The organism is Bordetella sp. FB-8 (assembly GCF_000382185.1).
GTDB lineage: Bacteria > Pseudomonadota > Gammaproteobacteria > Burkholderiales > Burkholderiaceae_B > Bordetella.
On sequence record NZ_KB907784.1, the window covers coordinates 2,177,720 to 2,194,603 of the forward strand.

The following is a 16,884-nucleotide window of genomic DNA, read 5'->3' on the forward strand; positions in this document are numbered from 1 at the left end:
AGACAGACAATCTATTTTACAGATATCGGCTGCGTGGCCACAATATCCCAAAGGAGTGAGCTATGGCACCTGCGCGATCTGCACCGGACGAATCAAATGCGCTTTTGCGCGGCATTCGCGTCGTCGACCTGTCCCGACTGGTATCGGGAAACATGATGACCCACGTGTTCGCGGATCTGGGCGCGACAGTCATCAAGATCGAACCGCCCGGAAAAGGCGACGAGCTGCGAGCCTGGCAGCGGGAGGGCATGAGCACCTACTGGATGGCGTATTGCCGCAACAAGCAGAGCGTGGTGCTGGATCTGAGATCGGACGAGGGCAGGCTGGCGCTCAAGCAATTGCTGCGCGGCGCGGATGTCCTGGTGGAGAATTTCCGGCCGGGCACGCTGGAGAAGATGGGATTGGACAGGCAGGCCCTGCAAGAAATCAGACCCGGGCTGGTCGTGGTGCGCATCTCGGGATGGGGGCAGACCGGACCCTACGCCAACAAGGGCGGCTTCGGCTCGCTGATCGAGGCGATGAGCGGCTTTGCGGCGATGAACGGTTTTCCGGACAGCCCTCCGGTGCTGCCGCCCTTTGCCATGGCCGATTCGGTGGCGGGCATCTATGGCGCGACCCTTGCGCTGGCGGCGCTGCGGCACCGCGATGCCTGCTGCGACGCGGGCCTGCAGGAAATCGACCTGTCGCTGTTCGAACCGCTGTTTTCGATTCTGGGTCCGCAAGCGGCCGAATATCAGTTGTCCGCAAAGGTGACGGCCAGGTCGGGCAGCCGCTCGCCGACGCATGCGCCGCGCAATGTCTACCGGACTAAAGACGAGCGCTGGGTCGCGCTGTCGGCTGGCATGCAAGGCACATTGTCGCGCCTCTTCGAGGGCGTCGGATACCCCGAAGGCCTGAGCGATCCCCGCTTCTCGACCCACGAGGCGCGCCTGCGCAATATCGATGCGCTCGACGCCATCATCCAGGGCCATCTGGCCAAGCTGACGCTGGATCAAGCGCTGGCCTTTTTCGCAGAGCGCGACATTACCGCCGGGCCCGTCTGCGATATCGCGGATCTGCTCGGACATCCCTATGTCCTGGAGCGCGGCATGCTGGTCGAGCAGACGGCCCCCGACGGCCGCAAAGTTCTGGTGCATGCCCCGCCATACCGCATCAACGGCGCGAGACCCCGAATCGACCGGGCTGCGCCGACCCTGGGTCAGGATTCCGAGCATTGGCTGCAAGGCGGCGCCGGCATCGCATGACATCAATGATGGAAATCCCATGAGCAATCACCCTCTCATCCGCTCGTTTCTGTTCGTCCCTGCCGCCAATGAGAAGCTGCTGGCCAGTGCGCTGGGCCGATCTGCGGACGCGATCATCCTGGATTTGGAGGACGGCACCCATCCGTCGATGCGCGGCACCGCACGCGCCCGGATCGCGGACTCCATCGCAAGCATCAAGGCGCAAGGAAAAATCGCCGCGGTCCGGATCAATGCCGACTGGTTGAGCGCTGTGCAGGATCTGAATGCGGTCATCGAAGGCGGCGCTGACATCATTGTCCTGCCTAAGGTCGAGCACCCGCGCGATGTGCAAATCCTGGACCGAATCGTGGATGAGCTGGCGTTGCGTGCTCAATTGCCGTCGCCCCATGCGCGATTCCTGCTGCAGATAGAAAGCGCCAAGGCATTGCCGCGGGTCTACGAGATCGCGCAGGCCTGCGCGCGCATCATGGGCATGATGCTGGGCAGCGAGGATTACGCATTGGATTGCGGCGCCATCCCGACGCCGGACACGCTGTTCTTTGCCAGCATGACGGTGCTCAATGCGTCCAGGGCGGCGGGCATCCAGCCTATCGGACTCATTGATTCGATCGCCAGTCTCGGCGATCTCGAAGCGTTCACAAAGGGCCTTGTGCGCGCCAAGGCACTGGGTTTTCGCGGTGCGGTGGTGGTGCATCCGAAATTCCTGGATGCGATCAATGCATGCTATACGCCGACTGCCGAACAGATCGGGCAGGCCCAGGAGATCGTCCAGAAATTCGAGCAAGCCTTCCAGCAGGGGCTGGGGGCCATCAAAGTGGGCGATCTGATGATCGACAAGCCGGTGTACCTGCGCGCGCTCGCGTGCCTGAATCAGGCACGCGCCTGAATTCGCCGGTATCAGGGGTCAAGGCGCGGTCAGCTTGATCAGCAGATCCAGTTTGCGGGATGAAATTTCGTCCAAGGGCTTCATCTGGCAGCCCACCTGGCTCCAGCCCGCTTCGTTCTCGTCAGAGACCCAGCGCACTTGGTAGGTGACGGCCACGTAGAATTCGTCGTCGCCGTTCAGAGGCGGGGATTGCAGCCAACCGGCAATTGTCGCGCCTTCGGGATATGCGCCGCGCCGGGTATAGAGCAGCGCGCCGTTCATGCTGAGATCGGCCACGCGTGCAATGACCCGGCCTTCTTTATCCAGCAGCAAGGGGTCGAACAGCAGGCGGGTGCGCCGCTCCTTGCGCAGGTCCATGAAATAGTCATTCGAGGTATTGGATATCATGATTTCTCGGTGACAGGCCAGGCTGCACCTTCCTCTTCTAGATTTTCGCCAGGGCGGCTTCTAATAGGCTACCGCGCTTAGGGCACATTTGAAACTGTTTGCTGCAAATCTTTGCATATCAGGCTTGCTGCGTCCGTGCGGCCATTCTGCCGCGCATGCCCAGCGCGATGAGCGCCACCGCGATGGGGGGGAACACGATCAGGCATACGACATGCCAGCCGTCCAGCGCCAGGATGCTGCCTGAAGAGAACGAGCCGACCACCATGGTTCCGAACACCAGGAAGTCGTTGAGCGCCTGGACCTTGTTCTTTTCTTCGGGGCGATGGGTTTCGAGCACCATGGCGGAAGCGCCGATGAAGCCGAAGTTCCAGCCCAGGCCCAGCAGAGTGAGCGAAGCCCAGAAGTGCCCGACCGTCTGGCCGGCCAGGCCGGCGATGGCCGCGCAGGCCAGCAGCAGCAGTCCGGCCAGCACGATCCTGGGGGCGCCGAAGCGGTTGATCAGGCGACCGGTGAAAAAACTGGGGGCGTACATGCCGATGACGTGCCATTGCAGGCCCAGGTTGGTGGCTTCCTGCGGCAGTCCGCAAAGATGCATGGCCAGTGGGGCCGAGGTCATCAGGAAATTCATCAGCGTATAGCTGACGATGCCGCAGATCACGGCGACGATGAAGGCCGGCTGGCGCGCGATCTGCCCGAGCGGACGGCCTGTGAAAACCTGCTTGTCGCGCTTGGGAATGGGCAGCGCCACGCCGGTCAAAATGAAGGCGCTGAGCAGGGCCACGACGGCCTGGGCGATATAGGTGGCCACGAACAGGTGGGGCTGCCACAGATTCATGGTGTAGGTGACCAGTTGGGGGCCTATCACCCCCGCGGCGACGCCGGCCGCCATGACGGTGGACAGGGCGCGCGCGCGGTCCTGCGTATCGACGCATTCGGCCGCGGCGAAGCGAAAAGACAGCACCACGGCCGCATAGGCGCCGCCGAACAGCATGGCAAAGCTGTAGAGCCAGAAACTGCTCAGCCAGATCGCCAGGGCGGACAGCAGGCCGACGATGATGCCGCACCCCGTGCCAACCAGGAATGACGCGCGCCGGCCGTGGCGCTGCGCGATTGCGCCGGCCGGCAGTGTGCTGGCCGCCATGCCCACGACAAAGACGGAGATCGGTAGGGTTGCCAGGGCCGGCGTGGGGGCAAGGGTGTTGCCGATGATCGCCGCCGTGGCGTAGATGACGGTGGTGTTGGCGCCGGCCAGGGCTTGTGCGGCCGAAAGGCGCGCAATATTGCCTTGAGTGATGATCCTGCCCACCGCGCTGTCTCCTTATGTCTACTTTTTATTAGCACATTAAGTATAGTTCTAAGCGGGTTTGCTTCTCCTTGGCGCGGACGGCGGGCGGCGCGTTCAGGCGCTGTGTTTTTGCAGCAGGTGCTCGAACGCGTCCGCAATGCGCTGGATAGAGGAGTTCTTGTGTGCCAGCGGTCCGCCGGGGCGTTCCCGGTGCGCCAGCATGGTGGCGTTGGCCTCGAACACGAAGACCGTACCGTTTGCCAGCTGTGCGAAATCGATGCCGGCATAGTCCAGGTCCAGCCGGCGACCCAGCGCCGTCAGAGCGCTCCATGCCGGCGCGCCCAGTTCAGCCTGGGGGTCTGCCAGAAAGCGCGCTTCTTCTTCCCGTTTCCAGGGCTCGACCAGCATGTCGGCCGAGTAGTAGTGAACCATCCAGTGCGGCGATATCGCCAGATGGTAAGGGTATGGGCGGCGGTCCACGAACAGGACGCGGTATTTGCGGTAGTAGCCGTCAGGGCTGCGGCAGTCGCGATAGGCGCTGAGGTAGCCAGGCCCCGGCTTGGCGCGCAGGGCCGTGTCCAGGCCGGCCAGCTCTGTGCAGCGTGTCAGGCCCGCGCCGCCATGGCTGGCGGCCGGGCGTACCAGCAGCGGCAAGGCCAGACGGTTCGCGTCCAGCCACTGAACCAATGCGCCAGGCGTGCTTGCCGGTACGGCCGAGAGATCGTCGAGCCTGAGGCAACGCGCGGTCTGCAGGCCGGCGATTGCGTCCAGCAGTGCGGGCAGGCGGTCGCGGCGGGTGGCTGCGATGCGCTCGGGGGGGTTGAGCAGGGGTTTGGCGTAGTGCCGCGCGAAAAGGCACAGACGCTCAGCCAGCGGCTCGGCGATGTCGGGTTCGCCGATCGCATTGAAGGCCAGATCGGACGCCGGCAGGGTTGCGTCTTCGGCGGGGGCCGCGTAATCGATGGCGTATTTGATGCGGCAGTTGTCCGGCGTGGGTACCAGCAGGTCGAAAGGCACGTTGCCCGATGTGCGGCCCGAGCACAGCAGTACTACGCGGCGCCTGGGCTGGCCGGCGTCCTCGACGAAAACACGCTGCAGGCCGTAAGCGCGGTCGCGGCATTGTTCGGCCTGTCGGTGATCGCCGGCCTGAGCATGGACAACCGCCAAGTTCTGCCAGGCCACGGCCAACCCGCAGTCCAGACGTAGCGCCAGTTCGTACCAGCGCCGCGCCGTAGCGTGCTCGTTCTTCATGAAATAGCCGGTGCCTACGTCAGCCAGGCACTTGCCAGCGTGCGCGTCGCCGGCTTCCAGGACCTGGGCGGCAAGCAGATGGGCCAGTGCGGCGAGCTCGTCGCCCTGCGCGCGGGATTGTTCCGCCAGGTCGCGGTGGCCGGCCGGGTCGGCGGGCAGGCCGATGCCGGTCATGGGCAAGGCGTTACCAGACCGCCGGCGCGCGGCTGCAGGAACGCCAGCGCCTGGTCATGGCCTGTGCGATTTTTTTATCCTGCGCAATGAAGCCGCCGTTTTGCTCGGCCTGGTTCCAGCGCCAGACCAGCACGGTGCGTATCGCCGGGTTGGACAGTTCGGCCAGCCATGTGGACAGTGCACGCGACTGCACGGTTGCGTCGATCGAGGGCGGCGGCATGGCATGGGAATCCGCCTGGGCGGCCGGGTTCGGCCCGGCGCTGAAACCGAGCTCGGCCACGAAGATGGGGCGGCCGGTCTGCCTGGCCAGCGCCAGCAGGTGTTTGCGTTCGCCGGCCAGCGCGGCGCGCCAGCTCGCCGGGCCGCCTGCCGCGTCAAGCACGGGTTGCAGCGTCACGCCCACCGCGTCGAGCTTGTTCCAGAAGGGCACCCGCTGCGCGCCTGCCGCGCCTTGCGCCGCATAGATGAGCCGGCCGGGGTAAACCCGGCGCAGCCGAGCGATCAAGGCCGTCCATTCCGGCCTGGATAGCGTCTGGTCCAGGTCCGTGCCGATCACCAAGGCTTGGGCATGCTCATCGGCGGCGACGGCGGCCAGCCCGACAAGTGCCTGTTCGTAATGGTGGAACCAGGCGGCCCAATCCCGGTCGCTGCCCATGCGCACGTCATCAGGCCTGCCGTCCGAGACCTGGATGCGCGGGTCGACGACGGCCTGCAGCCCCAACTTGTGCGCCTGACGGATGAAGTGGGCCAGTTCGCCGTCGCTCATGTCCAGGCTGCGGTCCACGTCGGGGGTGTCGGGGCGGGACTGCCGCAGCAAGGGCACGATGGCGACGGTATTGGCACCGGTGTCGCGCAGTGCCTGAAGGCTGGCATGCGCCTGGAGCGAACCGAGCGCGACATGCTTGTCCTGGACCAGGTCGAAGCCGCGATGCGCCGGCGAGCACAAGTTCGAGGCAGGGTTGCCGGCCCTGGCCGCCATGCCGGTGGCGGCCAGGCTGGCGGATGCGGCCAGCAACCCGGCGGCCGTCAGGGCCGCGCCGATGCCGTAGCGTGCGATGGAAAGGGTGCCGCGCGCGGCCGGTGCGAGAGCGTGTGAAGGGAACAGCATGGCGTGTTGCGATCGATGGGCCGCGTCCGCGGCCGAGGTATCCATTGTGCCTGCTACCGCGCCCAGGCACGATCTGAAAGCGAGGATAAGTGTTACAACAGGCCAGGACACAGGAGATCGATTCATGACCATAACGATTCGCGCCAACCCGCCTGAAAACGCCTTGCGCTATACCGCGACAGCCGAAGGCCACGGCATGCCCCTGGGGTTTTCCCAACCGGACGGCGACGGCCCCGACCCGCACGATTATTTCGACGGCGCGCTAGGTGGTTGCAAGGCGCTTACGCTGATGTGGTATGCGCGTCGCAAGCAGTTGCCGCTGGTTTCGGTGGACGTGGACGTGGTGCGCGATGCCGCCGAGGAAAGGCACGGCGTCTATAAGCTTACCGCTCGGCTGACCCTGAACGGCGACTTGACCCAGGCGCAGCGCGCCGAATTGCTGGCCGTGGCCGACAAATGCCCCATCCACCGCCTGATGACGACGACGGATGTGCAAATTACGACCGAGCTGGCCTGATGGAAAGCAGACTGGCTGCGGTTCCCTTTTCGGCAGGCCGAGGAAGGAACCGCCTGGTCACGCCTGCATGCCGGGAACGACGGTCGAGAAGCCCGCATCGACGTGGGTGATCTCGCCGGTGATGCCTGCCGCCAGGTCCGACAGCAGGAAGGCTGCCGTGTTGCCCACATCGTCGATGGTAACGTTGCGGCGCAGCGGCGCATTGGCCTCGACGAACTTCAGTATGGATGAGAAGTCCTTGATGCCGCTGGCGGCCAGAGTCTTGATGGGGCCGGCCGAAATGCCGTTGGCGCGGATGCCCTGGGGACCCAGCGCAGACGCCAGGTAGCGCACCGAGGCTTCCAGCGAAGCCTTGGCCAGCCCCATGGTGTTGTAGTTGGAGACGACCTTTTCCGCACCCAGGTAGGTGAGCGTCAGCACCGAGGCCTGACGGCTCTGCATCATGGGCAGGGCGGCTTTGGCCAGGGCGGGGAAACTGTAGGCGGAGATGTCGTGGGCAATGCGGAAGGCCTCGCGCGACAGGCCTTCGAGGAAGTCGCCCGCGATGGCCTCGCGCGGCGCGAAGCCGATGGAGTGCACCAGGCCGTCCAGGCCGTCCCAGCGCTTGCCCAGATCGGTAAACGTGGCTTCGATCTGCGCGTCTTCGGCAACGTCGCAGGGCAGCACGATGTCGCTGCCGAACTCGGCGGCGAATTCGCCGACGCGCTCCTTGAAGCGGTCGCCCACATAAGTGAACGCCAGTTCCGCGCCTTGCTGGTGGCAGGCGCGGGCGATACCGTAGGCGATGGATCGGTTGGAAAGCACCCCGGTAATCAGGATGCGCTTGCCGGCGAGAAAGCCCATGTCTTGTCCTTTTTGTCGTGTCGCCCTTGTCGGGCCGCGCGTATTTTAATGCGGACGCCGGGACGGGTTGCCGGACGCGCTGGCCACCCTGACGTCGTGGCTGTCGTTGCGATTAAGAATATGGCCGATACGCGGGGCGCCTTTGTGGACGCTGGCGACGACGATCTTGTGCCCGTGTTTGATTTCCTTGCGAGCGCGGGCAAGCACGATCTTCTTGCCGTGCTCGTTTCTGCGGATCACCACGTGCGCGGGACGGCCGCGGTAGACCTTGCGGCCGCGGGTTTCACGGCGATGCACGATTTTCCTGCCGCGCACCACCTTGAAGGTTCGGACGGGGCGTGCAATCGGAGGAAGCTCGCCGTCGGCCGAGGCCATGGCCACGAGCGTCTTGGCGTTCACGCCTTTGGCGGGCACCAGCAGCTTTTGTCCGGTCACGACCTTGGTGCGGGGCGAGATACCGTTGAGCTTGCGCAGCCCAACCTCGGAGATGCCCAGCTTCTTGGCGACCGCCGCGACCCTTTCGCCGCGTTCTGGCTGGTAGACCCGCCAACTGCTCAGGCGGCCCTGGTAGTTGGCGAAGTTGCGCGTGAAGACCTCGACCTTGTCCTTGGGCAGCACCAGGGTGCTGTTGTCGTTCTTGCCGCCAATCACCGGACGTTTGTATGAGGGATTGAGCGCCTTGAATTCATCGAGCGGCATTTCCGCCAGTTGCGCGGCGACTTCGACGTCCATGTCGGTGGGCTCGCTCACCATGGCCAAGTAGGGCGTGTTCTGGACCGGGGGCAGCGTGATCGCGTATTTGGCGGGATCGGCAATGATGTTCTTGATGGCCTGCAGCTTGGGCACGTAGTTGCGCGTTTCTGCCGGCAGATCCAGGGACTGGTAGTCGGTGGGCAGGCCCAGGCTCTGATTGTGGGCGATGGCGCGCTGCACGGCGTTCTCGCCCCAGTTGTACGAGGCCAGCGCCAGGTACCAGTCGCCCTGCATGTCGAAGAGTTCGGACAGGTAGTCGAGCGCGGCATTGGTGGAAGCGATGGGGTCCAGGCGCTCGTCGCGCCACCAATCCTGCTTGAGGTTGTAGCGTTCGCCGGTGGACGGCACGAACTGCCATAGGCCCGAGGCCTGGGCGGAGGACTGCGCCGTCGTCTTGTAGGCGCTTTCGACGAAAGGCAGCAGGGCCAGCTCGGTGGGCAGACCGCGGCGGTTGATTTCGTCGACGATGAAATATAGGTATTTACTGGCGCGCTGGGCCATGCGCTGGACGGCCTCGGGATGGGAGGCGTAGTACTGCGTCCATTGCCTGGACAGGTCGTTGTTCAGGTTGGGAATGGCAAAACCGCGGCGGATGCGCTCCCACACGTCAGAGGGCGGATGGGTAAGGTCGATGGTGCGGGATGTCTCGCGTGCTTCCTGGACGTTCGCGCCCTGATCCGCCTGTCGGTTGATGCCGGCACAACCGGCTAAAAAAACGAGCAACAAAAGGATCAGGGTTCGGATCAGTCTCATGGGTTTACTTGAATTCGTTCTTCCACCGCCGCAAGGCGGCAAATACATCGACCGACGACTGCAAAGGGCTTCCAATCCAGGTGGAAGCAGCCTGGATCACCGAAGGGTGGCGAGTACGCAGGAAAGGATTGATCTGCAATTCCTGGCCGATGCTCGAAGGCAGCGTGGGCAGATGACTTTCGCGTTGACGCCGGGCCTGCTCTTGCGCCTGATGCATGGCGCGGTTGTCGGGCTCGACTGCCAGGGCCCAGCGCAGGTTGGACAAGGTGTATTCGTGTGCGCAACAGACCTGCGTGCCTTCTGGCAAGACGCACAATTTTGCCAGAGATTGGTGCATTTGTTCGGCCGTTCCCTCAAAAAGTCGTCCGCAACCTGCCATGAACAGGGTATCCCCGCAGAACAGCACGGGTTTTCCCTGGTCGATTTGACCGTAATAAGCGATGTGCCCGGCGGTGTGTCCGGGCACATCGATCACCTCCATGGCCAGAGACAGCTCGGGCAGGACGACGCGGTCGCCTTCGGTCAGGCGCACATCGCAGTGCGGCAGGTTCTCCCGGGCCGGGCCGTACACGACGGCGCCTGTCGCGCCGGTCAGCTCCATGACCCCCCCCACATGGTCGCCATGATGGTGAGTGAGTAGAATGGCGCGCAGTTCCAGTCCCCGTTGCCGCAAGCACTGCAGCACCGGACCGGCTTGGCCGGGGTCGACTACGGCAGCCTGGCCGTCGCGTATGACGGCCCAGATATAGTTGTCGTCGAAGGCGGTCAAGGGCAGCAGTTCGGCGCCCTGCGGGGATGCAATGGCAGATTTCATGGCGAGGATGGACGTGGCTGGAGAGATGCCGACAATTGTAGAGCTGGCCGAATGGTTCCAGACGCCACCGGGGCAATACGTCCTGGCCTGGGAGCGCGCGCATTTCGACGAGATGGTGGCCGATGTGTTCGGCTTTCAGGCCTGGCAGGTGGGCTTGCCCGGAATCGACCTGCTGCGCGCCAACCGCATGCCGTTCAAGGCCGTGGTGGGCGCCGAGATTGCCGCCGCCCAGTTGGCGGCAATCTGGAGCAACGGCGTGGCGGCCCTGCCCGAGGCCCTGCCTTTCGAGTCGCAGAGCATAGACCTGCTGGTATTGCCGCATGTCTTCGAATGCACCGACTCGCCGCACCAAGTGCTGCGCGAGGTAGAGCGCGTGCTGATGCCCGAAGGCCGCGTGGTGATTTCCGGCTTCAACCCTTGGAGCTTGTGGGGCGCGCGCAATCTCATGCCCGGCATGGAGGCCTGGCTGCCTCGACCCGTGTCGTCGCAGGTATCGCCGCTGCGTATGAAGGACTGGCTCAAGCTCATGTCCTTCGATGTGGATCTCACACGCCTGGGTTGTTATGCGCCGCCGTGCCGCACCGAGCTGTGGCTGCAGCGCTGGAATTTCCTGGAGACTCAGGGGCGGCGCTGGTGGGCGATGGGCGGCGCGGTCTACGTGATGTCGGCCACCAAGCGCGTGGCGGGCATGCGCCTGATCGGGCCGGTCTGGAAGAAAAAGCGCCAGCGCGCGCATGCGGCCTCGGTCGTCATGCATCGCGACAAGGCTTGAATCGTCGGGCATGGCCCGTTTATAGGTGGCACGAGCAGTGGATAGGCAGTCATTCGAAACGCAGGACACGGATCAGGTCGAGATGTGGACCGACGGCGCCTGCAAAGGCAATCCCGGCCCTGGCGGCTGGGGCGTGCTGATGCGCGCGGGCGGGCATCAGAAGGAAATGCACGGTGGCGAGGCGCAGACCACCAACAACCGCATGGAACTGCTGGCAGTCATCGAGGGCCTGGGCGCGCTCAAGCGCTCCTGCACGGTGGTTGTGCACACCGACTCGCAATATGTGATGAAGGGCATGACCGAGTGGCTGACCAACTGGAAGCGGCGCGGCTGGATCACGTCCGACAAAAAGCCGGTAAAGAACGCCGAGTTGTGGCGGGCGCTGGACGAGCAAGTGGGCCGCCATCGCGTGTCGTGGCGCTGGGTCAAGGGGCACGCCGGCGATCCGGGCAACGAGCGCGCCGACGCCCTGGCTAATATGGGCGTGGAAAGCACGCGCCGGCGCGCCGGGTAAACTGGGCCATCTCGTTTTTCAGCAAAGGCCACGCATGCGCCAGATTGTCTTCGACACCGAAACCACGGGTCTCAAGCCCGAGGACGGCAACCGCATCATCGAAATCGGCTGCGTCGAACTCGTCAATCGCGCCCTGACCGGCAAGAACCTGCACCTCTATCTGAACCCCGATCGCAACAGCGAAGAGGGCGCGCTGGCCGTGCACGGGCTGACGAGCGAATTCCTGGCCGACAAGCCGCGCTTTGCCGAGGTAGTCGACGAGTTCCTCGCTTTCATCCAGGACGCGGAACTGATCGCGCACAACGCCTCGTTCGACGTGAAATTCTTCAACGCCGAACTCGATCGCATCGGGCGCGGGGAGATCGCGCAATATTGCGCGTCCATCACCGATTCGCTGCAGCATGCGCGCGCCATGTTCCCGGGCAAGCGCAACTCGCTCGATGCCCTGTGCGACCGCTTCGGCATTTCCAACGCGCACCGCACCCTGCACGGCGCTTTGCTCGATTCGGAACTGCTGGCCGAAGTCTGGCTGGCCATGACGCGCGGCCAGGATGCGCTGCTGATCGAGACCGACAATACCGGGGCCGGCCCGGACCGGGACACCATGGCGCTGGGCGCCTTCGACGCTTCGGTGCTTCCGGTCGTCGCGGCCGACCCCGAGGAACTGGCCGCCCACGCGGCGTACCTGAAGGAACTGGACAAAGCGGGCGGCAAGGCGGTGTGGCGGGCTTATGAGCCGCTGGCGCCCGAGGGCGGGGCAATAGTCTAGGCGGTTTTTGCCATCATGGGCTTGGCATGTTAGAATTTCGCTTCTTTGTCGGGCGGTTAGCTCAGTGGTAGAGCACTGCCTTCACACGGCAGGGGTCACTGGTTCGAAACCAGTACCGCCCACCAGCATCCACAAAGTAGCTCGGTGCGTGAAAAGCCCGACAGATCAAGACCTTACGGTGAAAGCCCTAAGGTCTTTTTCTTTTCCGGTTGCTGTCGAAACCTTCGCTTATGCGCCATTCGGCGGAAAAGTGGCGGAGTTGAAAATAGTCCCAATGCGATGACTCTCAATCGTCTGGGACACAAATCGATGCCTGACCCGCATACATCTGGCTGAGTTGATGGCGGATCAGTGCACATGGGGGAAATCTTGTTTTCATAGTGGCTATGTCCTAAAATACGACTCATGGACACTACTACCCTTTATTCCCCCCGCGACGTGGGTTTCTCCAACGAGAAACACATCATCGACCGATGCCAGGTGGCGCTCTTGCGAGCGATCAGCCAGGAGGCAGGTGCGCGCCTGGTCGTCAAGGGCGGTATGGCCATGCGTGTAGCCTTTGGAAGCATGCGTCTGACCAAGGACATCGATTTTGATCGCGCCGCGAATATGAGCGCCAATGCCGTCAAAGGCCTTTTGAGGCGAGGGATGCTGGTTGCGGCCCAGGTCGCGGGAATACGAGAGGTCGCGATCGATGTGACCAAGGACACGGAGACCACGATTCGGGTGCGCATGTCGGGTAAAACCCACGATGGCATCGCCGTGCGATTCGAGACGGAAGTGTCGGGCCGGCAGGAGCCGGCGGCCGAGGAACTGCAGCGGCGCAAGGTCGTGCCGCCGCCCGCCTACTTGCTCTCTCCTTTTGAGCTGCAGACCTATTCCTTATCCGCCATGGCGGCCTCCAAGGTAAAGGCCGTGTTGGCCGATTTGCGCAACGTCCCGCGGGACGTTGCGGATCTGAAGGTGTTGATCGCCTACGGCGCAAATCCGGTGCCTCTCCTGGCGCAAGAGTCGCAGGAACGGCTAGGTGAATTGCGTCGTGACGTGCTGGGAAAGCTGGCTCTGATCACGTACGAGATGGCGCAGACGGAGCTTTTCCCCTACCTGCCACCGGCCGAGTCGGCTGGCATGACGAAGGCGCAGTGGGAAGACGACGTGTTGCAGATTTCCTCAACCGTGGATCAGTGGCTGGGCCAAGCCCTGGGGCGGCATGACATAGCGCCTGGCGATTCGGTCGAGCCGGCCGCGCCGCGCGCACGTCCAAGAGTGAGGCCATCATGAGTAAACGTTGGCGTCTGGAGGCTGAAAAAAGATTGATGGCGATCGACAGTCCTTTTGTCTTGTCGACGGCGATGTTGCTCGACCTGGCGCTGGCCGGCGATGAGCAGCCGGTGCGGTCGTCTGTCCAGCGCTGGATTACCGAGATGCTCGAAGGGAGCAAACTCCAGGCCGTCACCAAAGGACTGTATCTCAATCGACTGGGGCACCCCCGGGACAACGCTGCCGAGGCGGCGCATTGGATTCGGCGCGGTGCCGTGTTGTCTCTGTCCTGGGTGCTCGAGCAGGCCGGTGTGATGAATAATTACGGCGACACCTACACGTGCATCATTCCAACCGAGTCGAGCTGGACAACGCCAAGCCTTGCGATTCGGGATGTGCCAGGAATTGGCCGTTTTCGGTTTTTTGCGCTGCGTACCGAATTGATGGATGAGGCCGTGGGAAAGCAGGAAGACGTCTTCGACTTGCGTTTCAACTATCGCCGAGCCACACCGGAAAAAGCCTTGCTCGATTGGATCTACCTTGGTCACTCACACCGATCGACCCTGAGCCTGCCACCGCTCGATATCGAAGCTGATCGCCTGAGCCTGCCGAGATTGAAACGGCTGGCCAGGGGGATGGGCATGGCAGCGCAGTGGGAGAACTGGTGGTCGGCCTGGCGTGCTTATCAGGACGATCCTAGTGTTATCGCCAATGCGCCGGCGGCGGATGCGATGGCCTTTCTACCTGTGAACGGCCAGGGGCGTCGGTAATGATTGGATATGCATGCATGCGAATAACAAGAACATTCCTGGCGAGGGTCTATCAGTAATTTTGTGTTCAGGGCATATCCTCTCCTTGAAGACAAGTTATGCCCTGAACACAAAATTGCTGATAGACCCTGAACAGCCAATCTTCGGCGCGATCGACTCGACCGCCAGCCACAGCGATGGGTAGTCCGCACGGTGCTCCTGTACCAGGCGCACCGCTCGTTCACGCACTTCCGGGGAAAATTTGTTCGCGTTGTTCTTGCTCATGGCTCCGTTCTCTCAAGAGTTGGAGCCTCCGCAAAACCCGGGGCGGTTCAGTCGCCGATGATGGCGCAACACCAGCATGCTCTTTAATCGTGCCTCCGGCGCTACGCCGCACTCAGCATGAAACGCCGGAATACGACGCCCTTGATCTGGTCAAGCAGGAGCGCGAACACGATGACGGCGCAGGCCAGGGCGCCGACCAGCGCTGGAGGGACCGCCGCCATCAGCGTTCCGGTCACGGCCAGCAGGCTTACCGCCACAATGTCCGCGGCGCTGGCCCAGGCCATGAATGTGCCCGGGGCGAACGCCCACATGCGTCCATCGTTGCGCAGCACATAGATATTGGCTTGCGTGGTGAATACCAGCAGCAGAAACACCAGGGTCTGCATCTGGCCGGCAGTCAGGCCCAGATGCGCGCGCGCTACGCCGTAAAGCGACAGCGTAAAGGCGAGCGAAGCCGCCGCCAGCACCGTCGCGGCCCCGATCAACTGCCGAACTTGCCAGCGCTGCGGCCGGGCTGCCGGACGTACGCGGTCGGCGGCGATGCTCATCGTCACGAAATCATTGGCGAACAGCAGCAGCACGATCAGGCGCGGCGAGATCACGAAATCATTGGAGAACCAAAGGCCGAGCGTGAGAAAGACGACGATCTCCAGTGTCTTGACGATTTTGTTGAGGGTGTAGGTGAGCATGCGGCGATGCACTTCGCGTCCCGTACCCACCACGGCAAGCACGCCGTTCAGGCCCGGATCCGTCAGAACGACGCCCGCGGCGGCCTTGGCCACATCGGTAGCGCTGGCCACGGCGATGCCAAGTTCCGCCTGGCGCAGCGCCGGCGCGTCGTTGACGCCGTCACCCGTCATGCCCGTGACGTGTCCTGCCCGCTGCAGCGCGCTTACGATGGCGTGCTTTTCTTCGGGCAGCACGCGGGCAAAGATGTCGCATTTCTCCGGCTGCAGGAGATCGTCTCCATGCGGCACGCAGACCCGCGTGCCCAGACCGAGCCGTTGCCCGATTGCGCGCGCGGTCTCCAGCGCATCGCCGGTGGCCATACACACCCTGACGCCCAGCTGGCCGAGGCTTGCGATGAGTGCGGCCGCGTCCTCGCGCGGCGGGTCGGCAAGTTCGATCAGGCCGATGAGCCGGATCCGGCCCACCGGACCCGCCGCGACCGCGAGCACACGCGATCCCCCTGCGGCGAGTGCCTGCTGGGCTTGCCGGGCGGCGTCGCGCTGCGCCGAATCGGCATCGCACTGTTCGAGTACGGCGCTGGTCGCGCCTTTGAGCGCCTGCCACGGGCCTGCTTCGGCGATGTAGGTGCCCGAGCTGAACCGCGTCGCCGGATCGAAGGGCTGAAAATCGGTGCGCGTGGGTATGGGAGGCGCCTGCGCGTGCGTTCCGTAGGCCGCAAGAATCGCAAGATCGAGCGGATCCTGCGACGAAGCGTCGCTTGCCAGCGCGGCTGCGCGCAGGACGGCGTCATCGTCCACGTCCGCCAGCACCTTGACCCCCGCGACGGACAGCGTGTTTTGCGTCAAGGTGCCGGTCTTGTCCGAAAGCAGCGTGTCCATCGCCGCGGCCTCCTCGACCGCCGGCAGCCTTGTGACCAGCACGCCCCTTTTGGCCAGCTGGGTGCTGGCGATGGCGGTGGCGAGCGTGTAGGTGGCCGGCAGGGCGACGGGCACCGATGCGACGAGCAGCAGCAGCGCGAATACGGCCGTGTCGGCCAAGGGCAGGCCATGCGTCATGCCATACAGGACGATCAGCACGACCAGCAATAGATCGAATGCAACGAGGCGTTTGACGATCGCGAAGATCGTGCGCTGCATATGGCCGGGCGCGTTGGACGTGCGCACGAGTTCCGCGGTTCGGCCGAAGTAGGTGTGTGAACCGGTGGCTGTCACCTCGCCGCTGGCCTCGCCCTGCTGTACCACCGACCCGGTGTAGGCGGGCATTCCGGGGCCGGCGTCGACGGCGAGGGATTCGCCGGTCAGTGCCGACTGATCCAGCGCGACCGCGCCATCGAACAATACGAGATCGGCCGGTACGATGTCGCCCGCGCGCACATGCACCACATCCCCGGGGACCAGTTGCGAGGCCGGAAGGCGGCTCCAGCCGGCCTCGCGCAGAACCCGCGCGACGACCTGCAGCTGCCGCCGCAGCAAAGCCAGCGCGTCCTGCGCACGCCGCTCCTGCATGAATGCGACAACGGCATTGAAGGCGAGCAGAAACAGGATGACCAACGCTTCCTGGCCGCGATGCAGCATCACTTGCAATACGATCACCGCTTCGAGCATCCAGGGTACGGGTCCCCACAGTTTGCCCAGAAACTGGCGCCATGGCGGCGTGCGAATATCTTCGATGGCATTTGCGCCGAACTGGGCAAGACGCCGCCGCGCCTCGTCCGACGCGAGTCCCGCCTTGCGGTCGGTGGGCGTCGGCGGCTGTTCGGCTTGAGCGGGAAGTTCTGTGGCGGTTGTCATGGCCAGACGTGATCTGCGAAGGTTAAGGCATGCTTGTTCT

16 protein-coding genes, 1 tRNA gene and 1 pseudogene are annotated in these 16,884 nt (G+C 63.9%); 9 read left to right on the forward strand and 9 right to left on the reverse strand.

The features are described 5' to 3' along the window. The first annotated feature begins 62 nt into the window (after positions 1-62). Positions 63-1,244 (forward strand): CaiB/BaiF CoA-transferase family protein, encoded by a 1,182-nt coding sequence (locus tag H143_RS20425; protein WP_019938194.1) that lies wholly within the window; start codon positions 63-65, stop codon positions 1,242-1,244. 19 nt (positions 1,245-1,263) lie between these two features. After that, positions 1,264-2,130: a CoA ester lyase gene (locus H143_RS0110450; RefSeq protein ID WP_019938195.1), complete on the forward strand. Its 867-nt coding sequence runs from the start codon at positions 1,264-1,266 to the stop codon at positions 2,128-2,130. A gap of 18 nt (positions 2,131-2,148) precedes the next feature. On the opposite strand, the gene H143_RS0110455 is transcribed toward H143_RS0110450, so the two are convergent. From H143_RS0110455 to H143_RS0110470, 4 genes are all read right to left on the reverse strand, one after another. After that, on the reverse strand, positions 2,149-2,517 hold the full coding sequence (locus tag H143_RS0110455; RefSeq protein ID WP_019938196.1) for a PilZ domain-containing protein: 369 nt from the start codon (positions 2,515-2,517) through the stop codon (positions 2,149-2,151). Positions 2,518-2,635: 118 nt separating this feature from the next. Then, positions 2,636-3,823 carry an MFS transporter gene (locus H143_RS0110460; protein WP_019938197.1) on the reverse strand — a complete coding sequence of 396 codons (1,188 nt, stop codon included), beginning with the start codon at positions 3,821-3,823 and terminating at the stop codon, positions 2,636-2,638. A gap of 93 nt (positions 3,824-3,916) precedes the next feature. Continuing rightward, complete coding sequence (locus tag H143_RS20430) at positions 3,917-5,227, reverse strand: RimK family alpha-L-glutamate ligase (RefSeq protein ID WP_019938198.1); 1,311 nt, start codon at positions 5,225-5,227, stop codon at positions 3,917-3,919. Between the two features lie 10 nt (positions 5,228-5,237). After that, positions 5,238-6,335 carry a hypothetical protein gene (locus H143_RS0110470; RefSeq protein WP_155803371.1) on the reverse strand — a complete coding sequence of 366 codons (1,098 nt, stop codon included), beginning with the start codon at positions 6,333-6,335 and terminating at the stop codon, positions 5,238-5,240. Positions 6,336-6,459: 124 nt separating this feature from the next. On the opposite strand from H143_RS0110470, the gene H143_RS0110475 reads away from it, so the two are divergent. After that, positions 6,460-6,852 carry an OsmC family protein gene (locus H143_RS0110475; RefSeq protein WP_019938200.1) on the forward strand — a complete coding sequence of 131 codons (393 nt, stop codon included), beginning with the start codon at positions 6,460-6,462 and terminating at the stop codon, positions 6,850-6,852. A 57-nt stretch (positions 6,853-6,909) separates the two neighbouring features. On the opposite strand, the gene fabI is transcribed toward H143_RS0110475, so the two are convergent. From fabI to gloB, 3 genes are read right to left on the reverse strand one after another with little or no spacing between them, the layout of a single operon-like run. Continuing rightward, positions 6,910-7,695, reverse strand: coding sequence for an enoyl-ACP reductase FabI (gene fabI / locus H143_RS0110480; RefSeq protein WP_019938201.1), 786 nt, complete (start codon positions 7,693-7,695; stop codon positions 6,910-6,912). Between the two features lie 45 nt (positions 7,696-7,740). Further along, positions 7,741-9,201, reverse strand: coding sequence for a transglycosylase SLT domain-containing protein (locus H143_RS20435; protein ID WP_019938202.1), 1,461 nt, complete (start codon positions 9,199-9,201; stop codon positions 7,741-7,743). Positions 9,202-9,205: 4 nt separating this feature from the next. After that, positions 9,206-10,015: a hydroxyacylglutathione hydrolase gene (gene gloB, locus H143_RS0110490; protein WP_019938203.1), complete on the reverse strand. Its 810-nt coding sequence runs from the start codon at positions 10,013-10,015 to the stop codon at positions 9,206-9,208. Between the two features lie 13 nt (positions 10,016-10,028). Between gloB and H143_RS0110495 the strand changes: the two genes are divergently transcribed. The 6 genes from H143_RS0110495 (at position 10,029) to H143_RS0110520 (ending at position 14,100) form a co-directional block, all read left to right on the forward strand. Continuing rightward, positions 10,029-10,787 (forward strand): class I SAM-dependent methyltransferase, encoded by a 759-nt coding sequence (locus H143_RS0110495; protein WP_026349922.1) that lies wholly within the window; start codon positions 10,029-10,031, stop codon positions 10,785-10,787. 82 nt (positions 10,788-10,869) lie between these two features. Then, positions 10,870-11,301 (forward strand): ribonuclease HI, encoded by a 432-nt coding sequence (gene rnhA, locus H143_RS0110500; RefSeq protein ID WP_051094479.1) that lies wholly within the window; start codon positions 10,870-10,872, stop codon positions 11,299-11,301. 34 nt (positions 11,302-11,335) lie between these two features. After that, a complete protein-coding gene (dnaQ, locus tag H143_RS0110505) occupies positions 11,336-12,070 on the forward strand; it encodes a DNA polymerase III subunit epsilon (protein WP_019938206.1) in 735 nt (244 codons plus the stop codon). Between the two features lie 50 nt (positions 12,071-12,120). Then, a tRNA-Val gene (locus H143_RS0110510) sits at positions 12,121-12,195 on the forward strand. Between the two features lie 280 nt (positions 12,196-12,475). After that, positions 12,476-13,351: a nucleotidyl transferase AbiEii/AbiGii toxin family protein gene (locus H143_RS0110515; RefSeq protein ID WP_019938207.1), complete on the forward strand. Its 876-nt coding sequence runs from the start codon at positions 12,476-12,478 to the stop codon at positions 13,349-13,351. Beyond that, entirely contained in the window at positions 13,348-14,100 is a 753-nt protein-coding gene (locus H143_RS0110520; protein ID WP_155803372.1) for a hypothetical protein, read from the forward strand. The genes H143_RS0110515 and H143_RS0110520 overlap by 4 nt, the downstream gene beginning before the upstream one ends. 129 nt (positions 14,101-14,229) lie before the next feature. Here the strand turns inward: H143_RS0110520 and H143_RS22445 are convergent. Continuing rightward, a pseudogene (locus tag H143_RS22445) lies at positions 14,230-14,364 on the reverse strand (IS3 family transposase); the annotation flags it as partial. A 101-nt stretch (positions 14,365-14,465) separates the two neighbouring features. After that, positions 14,466-16,844, reverse strand: a complete 2,379-nt coding sequence (locus tag H143_RS0110530) for a plasma-membrane proton-efflux P-type ATPase (RefSeq protein ID WP_019938209.1) — start codon at positions 16,842-16,844, stop codon at positions 14,466-14,468. Positions 16,845-16,884: the final 40 nt, after the last annotated feature.